This window comes from Desulforhopalus sp. IMCC35007 (genome assembly GCF_005116575.1).
Classification (GTDB): Bacteria; Desulfobacterota; Desulfobulbia; order Desulfobulbales; family Desulfocapsaceae; genus Desulforhopalus_A.
Genome location: NZ_SWCN01000003.1, coordinates 14,566 through 29,461, shown reverse-complemented (window position 1 = coordinate 29,461; position 14,896 = coordinate 14,566). Strand labels below are relative to the sequence as shown.

The window sequence follows — 14,896 nt, the reverse complement described above, 5'->3', positions numbered from 1 at the left end:
TGCAAGCTCCAGGTAAGATTAATCAAGAGAAGTGTCTCGCTTATAATTCTACGAAAGCGCCATCTTTTACCTGATATACGGAGAATCCTACACCTATGGCATCCCCGTTCTCATCGAAATAAATGTTGCCAACAGGGGTATCAACTTTTTCCGTTTGAAGTGCTTTCTTCACAGCTTCAAGTTCAGTGGTGTCGGCTTTTTCTATGGCGTTGAGCATAGCTAGGGTTGCGGAATAGGCATTTTCAAAGAAGGCACCGGGGTCGGCATTGAATTTTGCTTTATGGGCTGCAACCGCTTCAATTGAAAGTGGATTGGCTGTGGTGTCTTTTGGGCCAGAGGCATAGGCACCCTCAGCATCTTCTCCGGCAACCTTGATAAAGGTGTTGTCTTTTACACCATCATCTGAGATGAAGTCTACTTTTAGTCTTTTCTTTTTCATCATGCTGATGATTTTAGATGCCTCAGGATGATAACCACCAAACATTACTGCCTGGGCGCCGGAACGTTTAATTTTTTGTACGATGGCAGAATAATCAACGGCACCTGGAGTCACACCTTCAAACAGCACAACTTCAGCTTTTCCAGACTCTTCAAGAAATTTCTTGGCAAATTCAGCAAAACCTTTACCGTAATCGCCTTTATCATGAACAACAGCTATTTTAGTGTAATTCAGTTTATTGAGGGCAAATTCCACATCAACCTGGGCCTGAGCATCATCTGGTGCGATTGTCCTAAAAAAATTAGGGTAATCACCACTCTGGGTAAGCTCTGGGTTGGTAGCAGATGGAGACATGACCAGAACACCGGCGTTTTTATAAATTGGCAACGCTGCTTTGGTGGCTCCGGAACAAATATGACCAAGAACGACATCGACACCATCGGAGACAAGTTTGGTTGCAGTGTTGGTTGCGACCTCTGGCTTACAGACATCATCCTCCACAAGCAGTTCAACCATCTTGCCGTTCACACCACCTGCGGCATTCACCTTCTCGATGACAAGCTGGGCTGCGTTAACCGTTGGTAATCCATATGATGCAAGGTCGCCACTATGGGCACCAGCCACACCAAATTTAATGGTATCACCTTCAGCTAAAACAAGTGCTGGTACAGATACTGCAATGAGTAAACAGGCTGCCGTCGAGAATAACTTACGATTCATATTCAACTTCATTCCTTCCTCCATTTACAATTAATTAATGAGATTCCCCTTTATTTTTGTATGGAATACAAGAATAAAGAGTGAGCATATACCACAAGGTCATGATATTAGTCTTTTGCTATGAATATTGCAAAAGCTAAAACATGCACAAAAAGATTCGTTAATCAATTTCTATACAAAAAGCTATGGCAAATGAATTGAACTCTCTGTTTTTCTTCGGCCGGCCTCTGGGACCGATATATGGTTTCGCCATGAGAATACGGGAAAAGTTATATCGGCACCGGATTTTTAAACAGTATCATCCAGGCGTACCGGTTATATCCGTTGGCAATCTCATGCTCGGTGGTACGGGGAAGACCCCAACCGTAATACATCTTGCGAGGTTACTCAAAGAAAATGGCTATAACCCAGCAGTAATAAGCCGTGGCTATGGTGGGAAGTCTACAGACAATATCAATATTGTCAGCGATGGCAAGGACATCCTTATGGACCCGGTTGCAGCAGGCGATGAACCTGTCCTTATAGCGGAGTCGCTACAGGACATACCTGTACTTACCGGCAGAAAGCGGATTGAACCATGTCTGCATGCTGTGGAACATCTTAATGTTGATATCCTGTTATTGGATGACGGGTTTCAGCATATGAGTGTTGTCAGGGATATTAACGTCGTTCTGTTTGACGCCACGGTCCTTGCAGGAAACAGTCGGATATTCCCGGGTGGACCGCTAAGGGAACCTGTTGCTGCATTAAAGAGAACCTCAGCGTTTTTGCTCACAGGGCAAAACCCTGAAAACCGAGAACGTTCGACAGCCTTTGCCCAAATATTACAGGCACGGTTCCCAGATAAACCCGTTTTCACAGCCAGCTACAGCGGGCTTAGTCTGGTTGATTCCGGTGGGGTTCCAATGAACCCGGCTGCAGTCGGAAATGCGTATGTGTTTTGCGCTATCGCCAGCCCCGAACGTGTCCAGAAAAGTGTTGAAATTCTTGGTATACAAATAAGCGGTATGAACAATTATAAGGATCACACAAGCTATACTGTCTCCATGATAGAGGCACTCTGCCAGAAGGCCGCACAAGCCGGTGCAACCTGCCTTATCACCACAGCAAAAGACTATGTAAAAGTAAAAAATGCAGATTTCACCCTGCCTGTCTATGTTCTTAAAATAAGCCAAAAACCTGAGACTGCCTTTAACGACTTCATATTACAAAATATTCCTGGAAATTGAGTGTCAGCCTCTTCTCTTTGGTCAATGAGGATTGTGGTAAAAAAACAAGAGATGTGACAATGTGTGTTTTTTTAGCCACAGGACAATCGTCGATATTTCGACAATATTGCGTGCAATTAACCATGCAATACCAGCATCATAAACAACTGCACTGGTGTTTTTTCTGCCTGGCCCCATAATTGCTTAACTGTTGTGATACGTCTCTTATAACACAAGGAAAGCAATGTCATACTCATTAGATCCACATCAATACACAATCAAAAATACGGTGAGTTGCTGTGGAGTTGGTCTTCATTCAGGAAGGACAGTCAATCTTTCCATTAAACCTGCCGGGGTGAATAGTGGTATACGCTTTTTCAGAACGGACCTGCCAACAGACACAGCGCTGCCGGCCCATATGGACAAGGTCGTTGACACTACACTTGCAACGACACTTGGAAATGATTTTTTCAGGATCTCAACCACCGAGCACCTCCTTGCAGCATTCAGAGGGTTTGGCATTGATAATGCCGATGTTGAAATAGATGCAACCGAGGTCCCCATCATGGATGGCTCCGCGGAGCCATTTCTCAAACTGCTCCGTGGCAGTGGGAGAAAAAAGCAGGACGGCTATAAAAAAATCATCAAAATTAATCGACCTATCTGTTACTGCGACGGCGATAAAAATATCTCTATTGCACCATATGATGGTTTTAAGGTGACCGGAGAGATCTGCTTTGACGATACCCTCATTAAAACACAGAAATATACATTTGATCTGCTTGCCGGACAATTTGCCGATGAGATAGCCAAAGCCAGAACCTTTGGCTATGTTGAACAGGTCGAAGAACTCTGGGCCAACGGTCTGGCTCTCGGTGGTACCCTTGCCAACGTTATTGCGATACACTGGAATCGCACATCCGTGCTCAATGAAGACGGCCTGCGCTATCAAGACGAATTTATTCGTCACAAGGTCCTGGATCTGGTAGGCGATCTCGCCCTCCTCGGTGCTCCACTGCTTGGTCACGTTACGGCATATAAGGCTGGTCATGCTCAGCATCTGGGTCTCATGCAGGCAATTGTTGCAGCACCGGAGAGTTGGGAGATACTTGAAATGAATAGAGATGGGCACCATTCGATTATGGAAAATGTTGTCAGCATCTCCAAGATCGGCACTGGATCTCTGCTTCCCGCTTTTCATGGCAGAAACCTTCCCGTAGGCTCTATGACCTAGATAAAAAAGGCGGAAATGTAGCAGATCTAATGTTTATGACAATTGATACGTGTGATTTTTTCCCCACTGGAGCTTTTCATTCCTTGCTGTCAAACCCCCTGTTTTTTCATGACAAAAACAAAATGATCAGCGCCAAATTACTGGGCGCACGAAGATTTTCTTCAGACACCTATCTATTTGATATATCATAAGATAAAAAATATTACCTAATATTTACAGACCGTTACGCCCCATTGTATTATCTTGACGATGGTGCAATATGTAGTATATTTGATGAATAAATATGATGAGAAATGCCCGCAATTTTTTCGTGGGCAAAGGCCAATATGGCTTTTGAGTTAAAAAAGATTCAGTTTAATTGATAAGCTCGAAAGAAAATGAGCCCTTATTGAATAAGCGCTTCTTTACAGGAGAGAAAATGACATTACTTGAAGGACTTTTATGGTTAACCCTCAACGTATATCACGAAGCCAGATCAGAACCTCAGGTAGGACAAGTAGCGGTCGCCTTAGTGACACTCAACAGAGCGAACGAACAACACCTGCCCATAAAAACAATTGTCCAGGAACCCCATCAGTTTAGCTGGACCTTTCAAAAACAATCGTATCTTCCAGATGATCCTAAAGCGTTTCTTGAGTGCATGAAGTCTGCATATATTGCCCTTAAGACAGAAGATTTCACCCAGGGGGCCACACACTATCATCTCGACAGTGTTGATCCCTACTGGTCATCTGAGTACACCTACCTCAATCAGTACGGATCACACAAATTTTATAAGTAGAATTTTACAGGAAGTAACAAAAGGCCATCTGTGTAAACCACAGATGGCCTTTTTTATTTTTACCTAAATTTCGCATGTCAAACATGAGAAAATGTTTTCAGTTACACAATTTTAATTAGATCAAAGACGCTTTCTGTAGGGCCTGGGACATTACAGCAAGGCGATTGCTATCCATTTTTATGGGAATTGGATACACCAGGGTTCTTTCAAGTAAGGCCGCAGACTGCGGAAGTGCCTTGGGATCATAGACAATACGCTTCTTTCCTCCAGGCTCATTAAACGGATATCCAGTGCGTACTGGACTTTTGGCCTCCAGTAAATGCTCCCATTTGGGGTAGAAATGCCAGCTGTTTTCAGCAAAGTTTATTGCTCCGCACCCGTCTGCTTTCAGTGAATCATTTACCTTTGAGCAATGCTGCCTGTCCTGCAGGGTGAATGTCAGAAAAGTCGCAGAATCTCCCTGCTCATCTATCAGTGTGCGAAAACTTACACCAGGAATCGCAGAGACGGCCTCTTTCAACTGGGCCTTATTTTTTTGCTGAGCGGCAACTATGCCGTTTAATTTAGCCAGCTGAGCGAGACCAATTGCACCTTGAAGCTCCATCATTCGATAGTTAAAACCGATAAATCTACGGCCTTCCCCACCTCTTGCTCCAGGATTTACCTTATGGTCGTGGCCATGATCATGGTACTCAGACATTGATTTCCAGAGTTCTTCATCGTCTGTGATAATCATTCCACCCTCACCGGTCGTCATGGTCTTTACCGAGTCAAACGAAAATGTTCCACATCGGCCAAAACTGCCGAGGTGTTTGCCATCGATCCTCGCACCAGCCGCCTGAGCTGTATCTTCAAGGACAGGGATCTGGTTTTTATCGGCAATTGCGACAATCTCTTTAATTCGCGCCGGAGCACCGAGCATATGAACCGGGATTATACATTTTGTCTTTTGGGTGATTTTTTTCAGCAGATCTGCCGGATCCATGTTCAGGGTGCTGTCCACCTCGCAAAAAACGGGAATAGCACCAACTTCAAGAATTGCCTCCCAGGTTGCAACAAAGGTAAATCCCTGGGTGATTACCTCATCGCCGGGTCCTATTCCAAGTGCCGTCAGAGCAACCTTTAATGCAGTTGAACCTGAAGTTACCGCCTGACCAAATGACGAGTTGCAATAATGGGCAAACTTTTCTTCAAACTCTTTAACTTTGTAGATGCCTTTGCGCTGTTCTCCAAATTCATAACGAAAGAGAACACCTGTATCCAGAACATCCATTATCTCTTTTTTTTCTTCTTCTCCAAATATCTCAAAACCTGGCATATACTGCTCCTTCTTCAAAGCATAATCCCTGTGTAATCATGCTTATTTTTTTCTTAAAACTAAATTAGTATACTGTTGTCTATCAGGCGTACGCGTCCACCGATTTTAGCCGCCACGGCAAGAACGCTTTCCGCTGACACATATTCTTCTGTAGCAAGAGTCACTTTGTCGATTATTTCAGCGTATTCAAGCACGGCTCCAGCGTCTGCAACAATGCTTTTCACAACAGTGAGCACAGAGCTCACCAGAACTGGCTCGGTAGAGCCTGCGATAAGCTTTCTGGCCTCTGCTATAGCCTGGGAGAGGCACAAAGCGATCTGCCGATCATTGCCCTCCAGATATTTATTTCTTGAACTCATCGCAAGGCCATCTGCTTCACGGACAATGGGCCCAGCGATAATTTCTACTGGAATATTGAGATCTTTAACCAGCTGCCGGATAATGGCAAGCTGCTGAAAATCCTTTTCACCAAAAACGGCAACATGGGGGCTTGTGATATTAAATAGTTTTGTCACCACCGTTGCCACACCCTCAAAATGCCCCGGTCGATCGGCACCACAAAGGCCTCTGGAAAGTCTGCCTACCGAGATGGACGTCTGAAAGGTATCATCATACATTTTCTCTGGCGCAGGTGAAAATATAATATCTGCCCCTTGTTGCTCTGCCAAACCACAGTCAATTTCAAATTGGCGTGGGTAGGCATCCAGATCTTCTCCAGGACCAAACTGCATTGGATTTACAAAGATAGAAACAATGACAAGTTCACTAAGGTCTTTGGCTTTTTTTATGAGACTGAGATGACCCGCATGCAAACACCCCATAGTAGGCACAAGGGAAATCCTCTTCCCTTCGCGACGCATAGCGTTTGACCATATGGTCATCTCTTCTGGTGTGTGTACTATTTTCATTGGATTGCTTTTAAGCGGGCAATTTTGTTCTCAATCTCGCTGCGGGATTGGGCAAAGGCAGGATCGTCCCCTGCAGAAAGAACAAAATTATTCAAAACGGCAATGGCTTTATCAATATGCCCCTGGGTTTCCTCCAGTCGGCCAAGACTAATATAACCAATGGATTCAAAGCCTTTAAAATCTTTTAAGAGATCATATTGCGTCTCTGCCTCGGAATATTTTTTGTCACCTTCATAGGCCTGTGCAAGCCCGTAAATGACAAGAGGTTTGAGTGGATTGTCAGAGTCAGTCTTTTGAACAAGGGCTGCATATTTTTCTATTGCACCTGCAAAATTACTGTTTTTCATATCCAGATGAGCCAGTTCAACCTCTGCCCAGATTGACGAGGATGTCCTGGAATATTTTTCTACGATCTCTGAGAGTGCAGCTACCTGGGTATCTGCATCCTTTTCCATGGCAAGGGAAAGTGCGGTAGCCGCTTCTTCTCTTTGCTTTTCCATATAGGAACCATAGAGGGACCAGGCAACAACGGCAACTATAACCACGGCGAGGAGAACTTGAATAATCCGCTGGTTTTTACGGATAAAGGTGATGGTTTTAGGCGGCAGATTAAAATGTTCAAGCAGACCTTCAACCTGATCCATTGTGGTTTCTTCTCGTAAACGTTTATTAAACGCACTCTCTGTGGACATGCGATATTCCTCCGTAAAATTTATGTTTTATTAAAAAAATACTATAGTAAACTGAAGGCCAATATAAACCATAGGACTACCCCTGTCCATTCGTAAACGTCCTTCTATCAACGATTCCTCATTTAGTTTTACAACCCATGATTACTTCAAAAGACAAAACGATTCTGACCGTTTCGCAGTTGACGACAGCCATAAAAAATAATCTTGAAAACGAATATCGCTTTGTCCGTATCAGTGGTGAAATTTCAAACGTTAAAACTCCTTTCTCTGGTCACTCTTATTTTACTTTAAAAGATGCCAATGCCCAGATACGGGCTGTTTTATTTAAACAACAAAAACGTTTTGTTGCCCTTAAACTGGCCGATGGTCAGGATGTCGTCTGTTTTGGCAGGGTTACAGTCTATGAGCCACGGGGGGAGTACCAGCTCGTCGTGGACAGCGTTGAACTTTTCGGAGCAGGACAGCTACAGCAAGAGTTTGAACGTCTCAAGGAAAAACTGGCCGCCCAGGGTTATTTTGAGACACGATATAAAAAAGCCATCCCCGCTTTTCCAAAAAATATCATAGTCATTTCTTCTCCGACGGGTGCTGCACTTCAGGATTTTTTAAAGATTGTCCGAATGAGACAGGCTCCTCTGCAAATAAAAATCATACCTACTCTGGTCCAGGGGAAAGATGCGCCCGCTGATATCTGCAGAGCTCTTATCTTAGCGGAAAAACAGCCAGAGACGGATGTGATCGTTCTTTGCCGTGGTGGTGGGTCTTTGGAAGACCTGTGGGCCTTTAACGATGAACAGGTAGCTGATGCCATCTTTCGTTGTCCCATCCCGATTATAACTGGAATCGGGCACGAGATTGACTTTACAATTGCCGATTTCTGTGCGGATTTCAGAGCGCCGACCCCAACTGCGGCAGCCGAAACACTCTCCGCTGACTCAGCAAGTCTGATGCTCCAGATAGATTCCTGCAAAAAGAGACTTCAACGCATGATTGGCCAAAAGTTCGGTGCGATTCAAATGCAGTTAAACCATAGCATTAAACTTCTCGGTGGTTTAACCAGCAGACTGGCCAGCGGAGAACACAGACTCAACATGAGCCAGTCCTATCTCCAGCAGGCGATGAATGAGTATTTATCAACCCTTGAGAACCGGGTAAACCTCAGGCGAGCGCAGCTGGAAGCCCAGGCTCCTGTTGCAAAGGTAAGGCTCCAGGAACGTCAGTTGTCTCACCTCAAAAAAGCACTTCTGGGCAACATGAAACATATAATCACCCGCCATGAAGCCAAGTTGGGAACGCAGGCGGCCCTGCTAAACAGCGTAAGCCCCCTTGCCACCCTTGCTAGAGGGTACTCTGTGGTAAGAAAAAGAGACATAACTGGGAAGCTATCATCTGTTGTAACCGACAGCGCAGCAGTCAATGCTGGTGACAGGGTACATATTCTACTCCACCAAGGACAGCTTGACTGCCTGGTGACAGAGAAAAACAATTCTTAAAAAATGAAAAACACAGCTAACAGACAGCACTGAAGGTTTCATTGTGTTAGCTGTGGAAACGGTTTTAGAGGAGCTCTAAACCAGAAAAGAAATAACCAATTTCAAATGCTGCGGTTTCTGGCGCGTCGGAGCCGTGGGTTGCATTTTCACCAAGTGACTTGCCAAACTCTTTTCGCAAAGTACCTTCTGCAGCCTCTGCAGGATTTGTAGCTCCCATCAGATCCCGCCATTTTCTTATGGCATCTTCGGCTTCAAGAACCATTACAATACATGGCCCACTCGCCATGAATTCGGTAAGCTCAGCAAAAAACGGTTTGCCACTATGGACATGATAAAACCCTTCCGCCTCAACCCGGCTCAGGTAGAGTTTTTTCAACCCAACCACCTTAAAGCCTGCTTCGTAGATGCGACTTAAAATTTTACCGCTGTTACCATCTGCAAAGGCGTTGGGTTTAATGATCGCAAACGTTCTTTCCATTCTAATTTCTCCCCGAAATAATTATTATATTGAGTTGTTGTATAAGTTTACCCCTGTTCCTGAGAAAACATTTTTGCCGCCACTTTTAAATATTATTTGAGATAAGCCTGTAACTGCATAGAGTAATTTGCAGGATAAATCAAGAATTATCAAGCGGTAAGCAGATAAAACAGACTTCTGGTTAAAAGCATCATGGTAAAGAAAAGCAAAGTGCCCGTTACAACAAGTCTGTTGACGGTTTTGATGTGTCCGGGAACTATTTTTCCCCCCGGATCTCCGATAAACGGTTTATCAACAATCTTGCCAAAATAACGGGAAGGACCGCCGAGCTGAATGTCCAGAGCTCCGGCAACAGCTGCCTCCGGGTGAGCCGCGTTGGGACTCGTATGTTTGTCGTTATCTCGAAAATAAATTTTTGCGCTGTTTTTCCAGTTCAAACGCTGTACAAAAGCAGCTGCAACAAGACAGATCCCGCTTATCCGGGCTGGAATAAAATTCACCAGATCGTCCAGTTTTGCAGCGGTTCTGCCAAAGTATATATACCTGTCGTTTTTGTAGCCGATCATGGAGTCCATGGTATTGATGGCCTTGTACATGAAAATACCAAGAGCCGAACAGGCAATGGGAGTTAAGGGAACAAAAAATGAAAACAGACTTCCAACAACGGCATAAAAAAGAGGTGAAGTTGAGCCATCAACCATATTCTCGCCAACGGTTTCAACACAGGCCTTGGCAATTTCACTCTCACTCAGCTCAGCCGTATCCCTGCCAACAATTTTCGCAACTTCTTTCCTGCCCCGCACCAGTGGTTCATCAGAGAGCAGCGCACTATAGACATTATTGCTGTGCACAAGAAGATCCCTCAATGATAGAGCCATATAAATGAGGACAATGGCAAGAATCTGTTCAAAGTAGGGAGAGAGAAGCCTGGCTCCTGACAGCAGGAGAGTTAGTATCCCTGTAGTGGTTGCAATAACAGAAAAGACGGTCATCGTCCCTGCAATTTGCAAGTTTTTACAGTGACTTCTAAAAAAACGCTCATAGAAAGAACAGAGCCATCCGATACCCCGCACCGGATGCGGATACCATCTCGGATCACCGAAGATCCAATCAAAAATCAGACAAAGAATAAGCTGGGCGGAATATAGCATTTATAATTTCATAAGCTTGTAAAGCTGTTGTATATCAATGGCCTGCCTGACCACATCCGCAAGCTGATCAAAGGAGGCCTCCAGATCATAGGGCGCGACAATTCTGCCAACAGGCTGTAAACCTTTACGTGCCCTGAGATTGTCTATAAACCAGCGCCTGAACTCATCACTGTCAAAGATACCATGGAGATAGGCTCCCCAAACCCTGTGATCACCACTGGTTGATCCACAGGAGCTGCTATCGTCAAATTGCAGGACTCTATCCTGGACTCCCGTGGAAATTCCATGGTGAATTTCATATCCTACAACTTTCTTTCCCGATCTCAGATGCAGGCCAGATTTTCTGGTAAGGTTTTTTCTTTTTTCAAGAATTGTAGCCATGGGAAGCAGTCCCATGGCCCGAAGTCCTTCCGTGTCTATTACGCTTGATTCAATCTGGTATGGATCAGAAATCTTTTGACCGAGCATCTGGTAACCGCCACAGATTCCGATAACCTCGCATCCCTTTTCCAGTTGCCTTGTGATTGCCTCAGCCAGCCCCGATTGATACAGAAACCGAAGATCGTTCATAACATTTTTAGAGCCCGGGATGATAATGGCATCAGGAGAACGTAGCTCAGATATATTTTCGACAATACGGAGAGTTACATCAGGTTCTTCCAAGAATGGTTCAACGTCTGTGAAGTTAGAGATATGGGGGAGATTAATGACCGCAACTTCCACACTCTCTTCTTTTGAGGCGGTATTAAAACTTCCTTTTTTAAAGGAGACAGAGTCTTCTTCCGGAATTCCCAGTTTCTTAATATAGGGAATAACGCCGAGTACCGGCCGCTTTGTATGGAGTTTGAGGTAGTCATGGGCGCTGGCGAGAAGAGATGCCTGTCCTCTGAATTTATTCACCACAAAGCCTGCAACCAGATTACGCTCCCACTCAGCGAGTACTTCCATGATACCTACAAAGGAGGCGTAGACACCTCCCCTATCAATGTCGCCGACGAGAATGACGGGGGCCTCTGCATATTCTGCCATACGCATATTAACGATATCGTCTTTTTTAAGGTTAACCTCTCCAGGAGATCCTGCACCCTCTAGAATTATGGCATCAAAATCCGCAGCCAGTCGATCATAAGCACGGCACACTTCAGGCCATGCCTGGCTTTTATAGTCATTGTACTGGGACACAGCCATGTTGCCCACCGGCTGACCGTTTACTATAACCTGGCTTCCGGTATCCGAGTTTGGTTTCAGGAGGATCGGATTCATTCGGCAGTCAGGGTCAAGTTTTGCCGCCTGGGCCTGAACCACCTGTGCCCTGCCCATTTCATCGCCCTGCAGAGTAACAAAGGAATTGAGCGACATGTTTTGCGCCTTAAAGGGTGCAATGGCAAAGCCATCCTGCATCATGATTCGGCAAAGCGCTGTGGTAAGTATGGATTTTCCGGCATCAGAGCAGGTTCCCTGAAACATGATTGATGGGGTCTTTTTATTCCGCGCATGGCGTTTTTTGATCTTTAAAAAACTGCTCAGACATTCTACGAGTCGCTGGTTTTCGGATCTGTTTTTTACTGCAACCCGAAAAAAGCTGTCCGGGGTTGTGATACCATTGTAATTATGACAACTTCGAATCAGGATACCAGCTTTTGCACAGTGTTCTTTGAGGGTGGAAGTCTTTTCGCTTTGTAATTTAACAAGAAGATAATTAACCGTGGATTCAAAGACCTGGAGCCCAGGCAACGATTTCAGCTGTGCGGTGAGCTCAAGTCGCAGACGCCTGCAAGTACTGATGCTATCTTTCTGATACTCCCTGTCCTGAACTGCCCGTTCACCCACAAGCTGGGCAAGAGTATTAACCGTCCACGGAGGCAGAATATCTTTCAACGTGCGGGCAAAATCCTTTGACATCGTTGCAAATCCGAGGCGCAGTCCAGGGATTGCATAAAATTTTGTCATGGAATTCAGGGTGACAACATTTTCTTCAGTACAACAAAAGGATGGGTAGTCTTCAACAAAATCAAGAAACGCTTCATCAAAGAGAAAAATGGCTTGCGGACATGCTTTTATAAGCGCAAGCAGCTCTTTTCTGTCTGGAATTTTACCGGTCGGATTGTTTGGAACAGCAATGATAACAAGATCACCAGGCCTCAGCTCCTGCTGCAACCTGGCAACATCCAGCTGAAACTCCTTTTCTTCCTCCAGATAAAAAAAGCTGACCGCCTTACCCGCAATCTCCGCTGCACGCACATAGTCAACGTAACTGGGAACAGGTATCACTACACGTTCGCAGGGCAATGAACGCATCAGGGCGTAGAGGAGTTCAGTGGTTCCGTTACCAATGACAATATGCTCTTTAGAAACACTAAAATGCTCTGCAATTGCCTGGCAGATTTGTAAGTTTTCCGGATCCGGATAGTGAAAGATTTGTTCTAACTCACTTGAAATAAGCGGCCGCAGCCATTCCGGAGGACCCAGTGGATTAATATTGGCACTGAAGTCGATAATCTGGAGTCCACTACGGGCAGCTTCTCTGCAGGCCTTGTGGATATTTCCACCGTGTTCAAATTTTTCCATTACTGGATCCTTTAGATCGGGAGTGAAAAAGTAACTGAAAACGCCATTGCGACCACCATCTCGGTCAGTTCGCAGCCGGCACCGAGGGTGTCACCGGTTGCTCCACCAAGTTTTGCCCTGCACCAGCGTCTAAAAAAGAAAAACAGTACGACAACAAAGAAAAGGACTACAAAACAATGCGACAAGGCGAAAACCGCCAATAGAGCAGTCAAAACAGCCATCCCGAACAAGGCCGTTTTTTTAACAGATGAGGTATAGAACAACAATCCCAAGCCTCCCTCGTGCCGGGCATACGGGAGTGCTGCCATAAAAAGAAGGATGGCAACTCTTCCTGCAATTGGCATAAAGAAAACTGCAGGTCCGAGCAGATGGCCATCCATGGAGCTTAGGGCACTGTATTTGCCAAGAAGGACGAAGATAGTCACAATAACGCCCATGGCACCTACCCGGCTGTCCTTCATAATCTCAAGGGCTCTTTCCCTGGGTCTTGAACTGAGCAGACCGTCGCCACTATCTGAGAGGCCATCAAGATGCAGGCAGCCAGAGATAAAGGCCAGATAACTGACCACAAATACGACAACAACAGGTTGCGGGAAAAAGAACTGGGAAATAACAACCAGCAACCAGCCTGAAAAGCCTATGAGAATCCCTATGATGGGAAAATAGATTAAACTTGAGGTGAAGTGTTCTCCATCCCGCTCCGCTTTCCACGGAACAGGAATTATGGTGAGAAAGCGTAAAGCTGCTAGAAACGCAGCCACCTGCCGTTCAAGATATGTGAGTTTTGTGTCTTCTTCCATTATGATAAAGCGCCAATCAGGACTATTTATCCGCACCGGCTACAGCAGCTTCTTCAAAAGTCGCAACCTCGGTGAGAACAGCAACAGCGCCCTCAACCAAGTTCATGGCGACTGCAGCACCTGTCCCCTCACCCAGTCGAAAATTCAAATCAAGCAAGGGCTTTTTGCATCCGAGATGTTCCTGCATGGCTTTATGCCCGGGTTCCACCGATCTATGGGCAAAGATAAGGTAATCTTTCACAAATGGCTCGATCGCGCTGGCGATCAGGGCCCCTGCTGTGGAAATAAAGCCATCAATAATAACCGGTTTTCGTTTTGCGGCAGCCCCTAGAATAAGCCCTGCTATACCGCCGATTTCAAAGCCTCCAACCTTGGCGAGGATGTCAACACCATCTTTACTATTAATAGAATTCACCTTAAGTACTCGCTCAATCACCTCAACTTTGTGTTGCAATTGCAGATCATCAAGACCTGTCCCCCGGCCGGTCAATTCTTCCACCGATTTCTTTGTACAGACAGCAGCAATTGCAGTAGATGGGGTGGTGTTACCTATTCCCATATCACCGGTTCCAAAGATATCTGTGGTTGGGGATAACTCATTTGCTATATCAATTCCTGACTCCAGAGCTCGGACTGCCATAGCTTTACTCATCGCCGGACCGACTGCAATATTGTCAGTACCCAGGCCTACTTTCTTATTTGTAATTTTTCCAGCCCGGACAAGGTCCATCAGATCCGCATTGACCCCCATATCAACCACGATGACTTGCGCACCTGCCTGCCGGGCAAGGGCGTTAATCCCAGCGCCGCCATTGACAAAGTTGTGGACCATCTGTGGAGTTACTTCCCTTGGAAACTTAGAAACGCCTTCAACCACAACACCGTGGTCTGCTGCCATGGTCACAATGGTTTTATTTTTTACAGATGGAGTGATGGTTCCGGTCATCCCAGCTATTTCAATGGCCAGATCCATAAAATCCCCAAGAGCCCAATGCGGTACCGCCAGTTGGTCTAGACGACTTTTGGCTGCATCTCTTGCTGTGGAATCCTGGGGAAATATATCCTTTATAGTACGTTCAAGTAAACCCATTCTTTACTGCTCCTTT

The 14,896-nt window shown here is 45.4% G+C and carries 13 protein-coding genes; 4 read left to right on the top strand and 9 right to left on the bottom strand.

Annotated elements, in window-relative coordinates; all coding sequences use genetic code 11:
• Nucleotides 1-40: 40 nt before the first annotated feature.
• On the bottom strand, nucleotides 41-1,171 hold the full coding sequence (locus FCL48_RS03585) for a branched-chain amino acid ABC transporter substrate-binding protein (protein WP_240744730.1): 1,131 nt from the start codon (nucleotides 1,169-1,171) through the stop codon (nucleotides 41-43).
• 173 nt (nucleotides 1,172-1,344) lie between these two features.
• Here FCL48_RS03585 and lpxK point away from each other — a divergent pair, with 173 nt between their 5' ends.
• From lpxK to FCL48_RS03570, 3 genes are all read left to right on the top strand, one after another.
• The gene (lpxK, locus tag FCL48_RS03580; RefSeq protein ID WP_136870882.1) at nucleotides 1,345-2,388 is read left to right on the top strand and encodes a tetraacyldisaccharide 4'-kinase; all 1,044 of its coding nucleotides are present in this window, start codon (nucleotides 1,345-1,347) and stop codon (nucleotides 2,386-2,388) included.
• Nucleotides 2,389-2,611: 223 nt separating this feature from the next.
• Entirely contained in the window at nucleotides 2,612-3,601 is a 990-nt protein-coding gene (gene lpxC, locus FCL48_RS03575) for a UDP-3-O-acyl-N-acetylglucosamine deacetylase (protein WP_136870881.1), read from the top strand.
• Nucleotides 3,602-4,019: 418 nt separating this feature from the next.
• Nucleotides 4,020-4,382, top strand: a complete 363-nt coding sequence (locus FCL48_RS03570) for a cell wall hydrolase (protein WP_136870880.1) — start codon at nucleotides 4,020-4,022, stop codon at nucleotides 4,380-4,382.
• 115 nt (nucleotides 4,383-4,497) lie between these two features.
• On the opposite strand, the gene FCL48_RS03565 is transcribed toward FCL48_RS03570, so the two are convergent.
• The 3 genes from FCL48_RS03565 to FCL48_RS03555 are packed head-to-tail and all read right to left on the bottom strand — an operon-like array spanning nucleotide 4,498 to nucleotide 7,300.
• On the bottom strand, nucleotides 4,498-5,700 hold the full coding sequence (locus FCL48_RS03565; RefSeq protein ID WP_136870879.1) for a DegT/DnrJ/EryC1/StrS aminotransferase family protein: 1,203 nt from the start codon (nucleotides 5,698-5,700) through the stop codon (nucleotides 4,498-4,500).
• Between the two features lie 59 nt (nucleotides 5,701-5,759).
• On the bottom strand, nucleotides 5,760-6,608 hold the full coding sequence (gene panC / locus FCL48_RS03560) for a pantoate--beta-alanine ligase (protein ID WP_136870878.1): 849 nt from the start codon (nucleotides 6,606-6,608) through the stop codon (nucleotides 5,760-5,762).
• Nucleotides 6,605-7,300, bottom strand: coding sequence for a tetratricopeptide repeat protein (locus FCL48_RS03555; RefSeq protein WP_136870877.1), 696 nt, complete (start codon nucleotides 7,298-7,300; stop codon nucleotides 6,605-6,607). Before FCL48_RS03555 ends, panC begins: the two co-directional genes overlap by 4 nt.
• Before the next feature lie 137 nt (nucleotides 7,301-7,437).
• Between FCL48_RS03555 and xseA the strand changes: the two genes are divergently transcribed.
• Nucleotides 7,438-8,793, top strand: coding sequence for an exodeoxyribonuclease VII large subunit (xseA, locus tag FCL48_RS03550; RefSeq protein WP_136870876.1), 1,356 nt, complete (start codon nucleotides 7,438-7,440; stop codon nucleotides 8,791-8,793).
• Nucleotides 8,794-8,857: 64 nt separating this feature from the next.
• Here xseA and ndk read toward each other — a convergent pair whose 3' ends face one another.
• The 5 genes from ndk to cobT all read right to left on the bottom strand — a co-directional run bounded on the left by ndk (nucleotide 8,858) and on the right by cobT (nucleotide 14,880).
• Nucleotides 8,858-9,271, bottom strand: coding sequence for a nucleoside-diphosphate kinase (gene ndk / locus FCL48_RS03545; protein WP_136870875.1), 414 nt, complete (start codon nucleotides 9,269-9,271; stop codon nucleotides 8,858-8,860).
• 149 nt (nucleotides 9,272-9,420) lie between these two features.
• Nucleotides 9,421-10,422, bottom strand: coding sequence for an adenosylcobinamide-phosphate synthase CbiB (gene cbiB, locus FCL48_RS03540; protein WP_136870874.1), 1,002 nt, complete (start codon nucleotides 10,420-10,422; stop codon nucleotides 9,421-9,423).
• Complete coding sequence (locus tag FCL48_RS03535) at nucleotides 10,423-12,990, bottom strand: cobyric acid synthase (protein WP_136870873.1); 2,568 nt, start codon at nucleotides 12,988-12,990, stop codon at nucleotides 10,423-10,425.
• An 11-nt stretch (nucleotides 12,991-13,001) separates the two neighbouring features.
• Entirely contained in the window at nucleotides 13,002-13,790 is a 789-nt protein-coding gene (cobS, locus tag FCL48_RS03530) for an adenosylcobinamide-GDP ribazoletransferase (protein WP_136870872.1), read from the bottom strand.
• Nucleotides 13,791-13,812: 22 nt separating this feature from the next.
• On the bottom strand, nucleotides 13,813-14,880 hold the full coding sequence (cobT, locus tag FCL48_RS03525; protein WP_136870871.1) for a nicotinate-nucleotide--dimethylbenzimidazole phosphoribosyltransferase: 1,068 nt from the start codon (nucleotides 14,878-14,880) through the stop codon (nucleotides 13,813-13,815).
• Between the last annotated feature and the right edge of the window lie 16 nt (nucleotides 14,881-14,896).

Bases quoted from the DNA above. Each gene is read 5' to 3' on its own strand.
- cobS (WP_136870872.1), bottom strand. From the start codon at position 13,790: ATGGAAGAAGACACAAAACTCACATATCTTGAACGGCAGGTGGCTGCG.
- cbiB (WP_136870874.1), bottom strand. From the start codon at position 10,422: ATGCTATATTCCGCCCAGCTTATTCTTTGTCTGATTTTTGATTGGATC.
- lpxC (WP_136870881.1), top strand. From the start codon at position 2,612: ATGTCATACTCATTAGATCCACATCAATACACAATCAAAAATACGGTG.
- FCL48_RS03570 (WP_136870880.1), top strand. From the start codon at position 4,020: ATGACATTACTTGAAGGACTTTTATGGTTAACCCTCAACGTATATCAC.
- FCL48_RS03555 (WP_136870877.1), bottom strand. From the start codon at position 7,300: ATGTCCACAGAGAGTGCGTTTAATAAACGTTTACGAGAAGAAACCACA.
- FCL48_RS03565 (WP_136870879.1), bottom strand. From the start codon at position 5,700: ATGCCAGGTTTTGAGATATTTGGAGAAGAAGAAAAAAAAGAGATAATG.
- panC (WP_136870878.1), bottom strand. From the start codon at position 6,608: ATGAAAATAGTACACACACCAGAAGAGATGACCATATGGTCAAACGCT.
- FCL48_RS03585 (WP_240744730.1), bottom strand. From the start codon at position 1,171: ATGAAGTTGAATATGAATCGTAAGTTATTCTCGACGGCAGCCTGTTTA.
- xseA (WP_136870876.1), top strand. From the start codon at position 7,438: ATGATTACTTCAAAAGACAAAACGATTCTGACCGTTTCGCAGTTGACG.
- cobT (WP_136870871.1), bottom strand. From the start codon at position 14,880: ATGGGTTTACTTGAACGTACTATAAAGGATATATTTCCCCAGGATTCC.
- ndk (WP_136870875.1), bottom strand. From the start codon at position 9,271: ATGGAAAGAACGTTTGCGATCATTAAACCCAACGCCTTTGCAGATGGT.
- FCL48_RS03535 (WP_136870873.1), bottom strand. From the start codon at position 12,990: ATGGAAAAATTTGAACACGGTGGAAATATCCACAAGGCCTGCAGAGAA.
- lpxK (WP_136870882.1), top strand. From the start codon at position 1,345: ATGGCAAATGAATTGAACTCTCTGTTTTTCTTCGGCCGGCCTCTGGGA.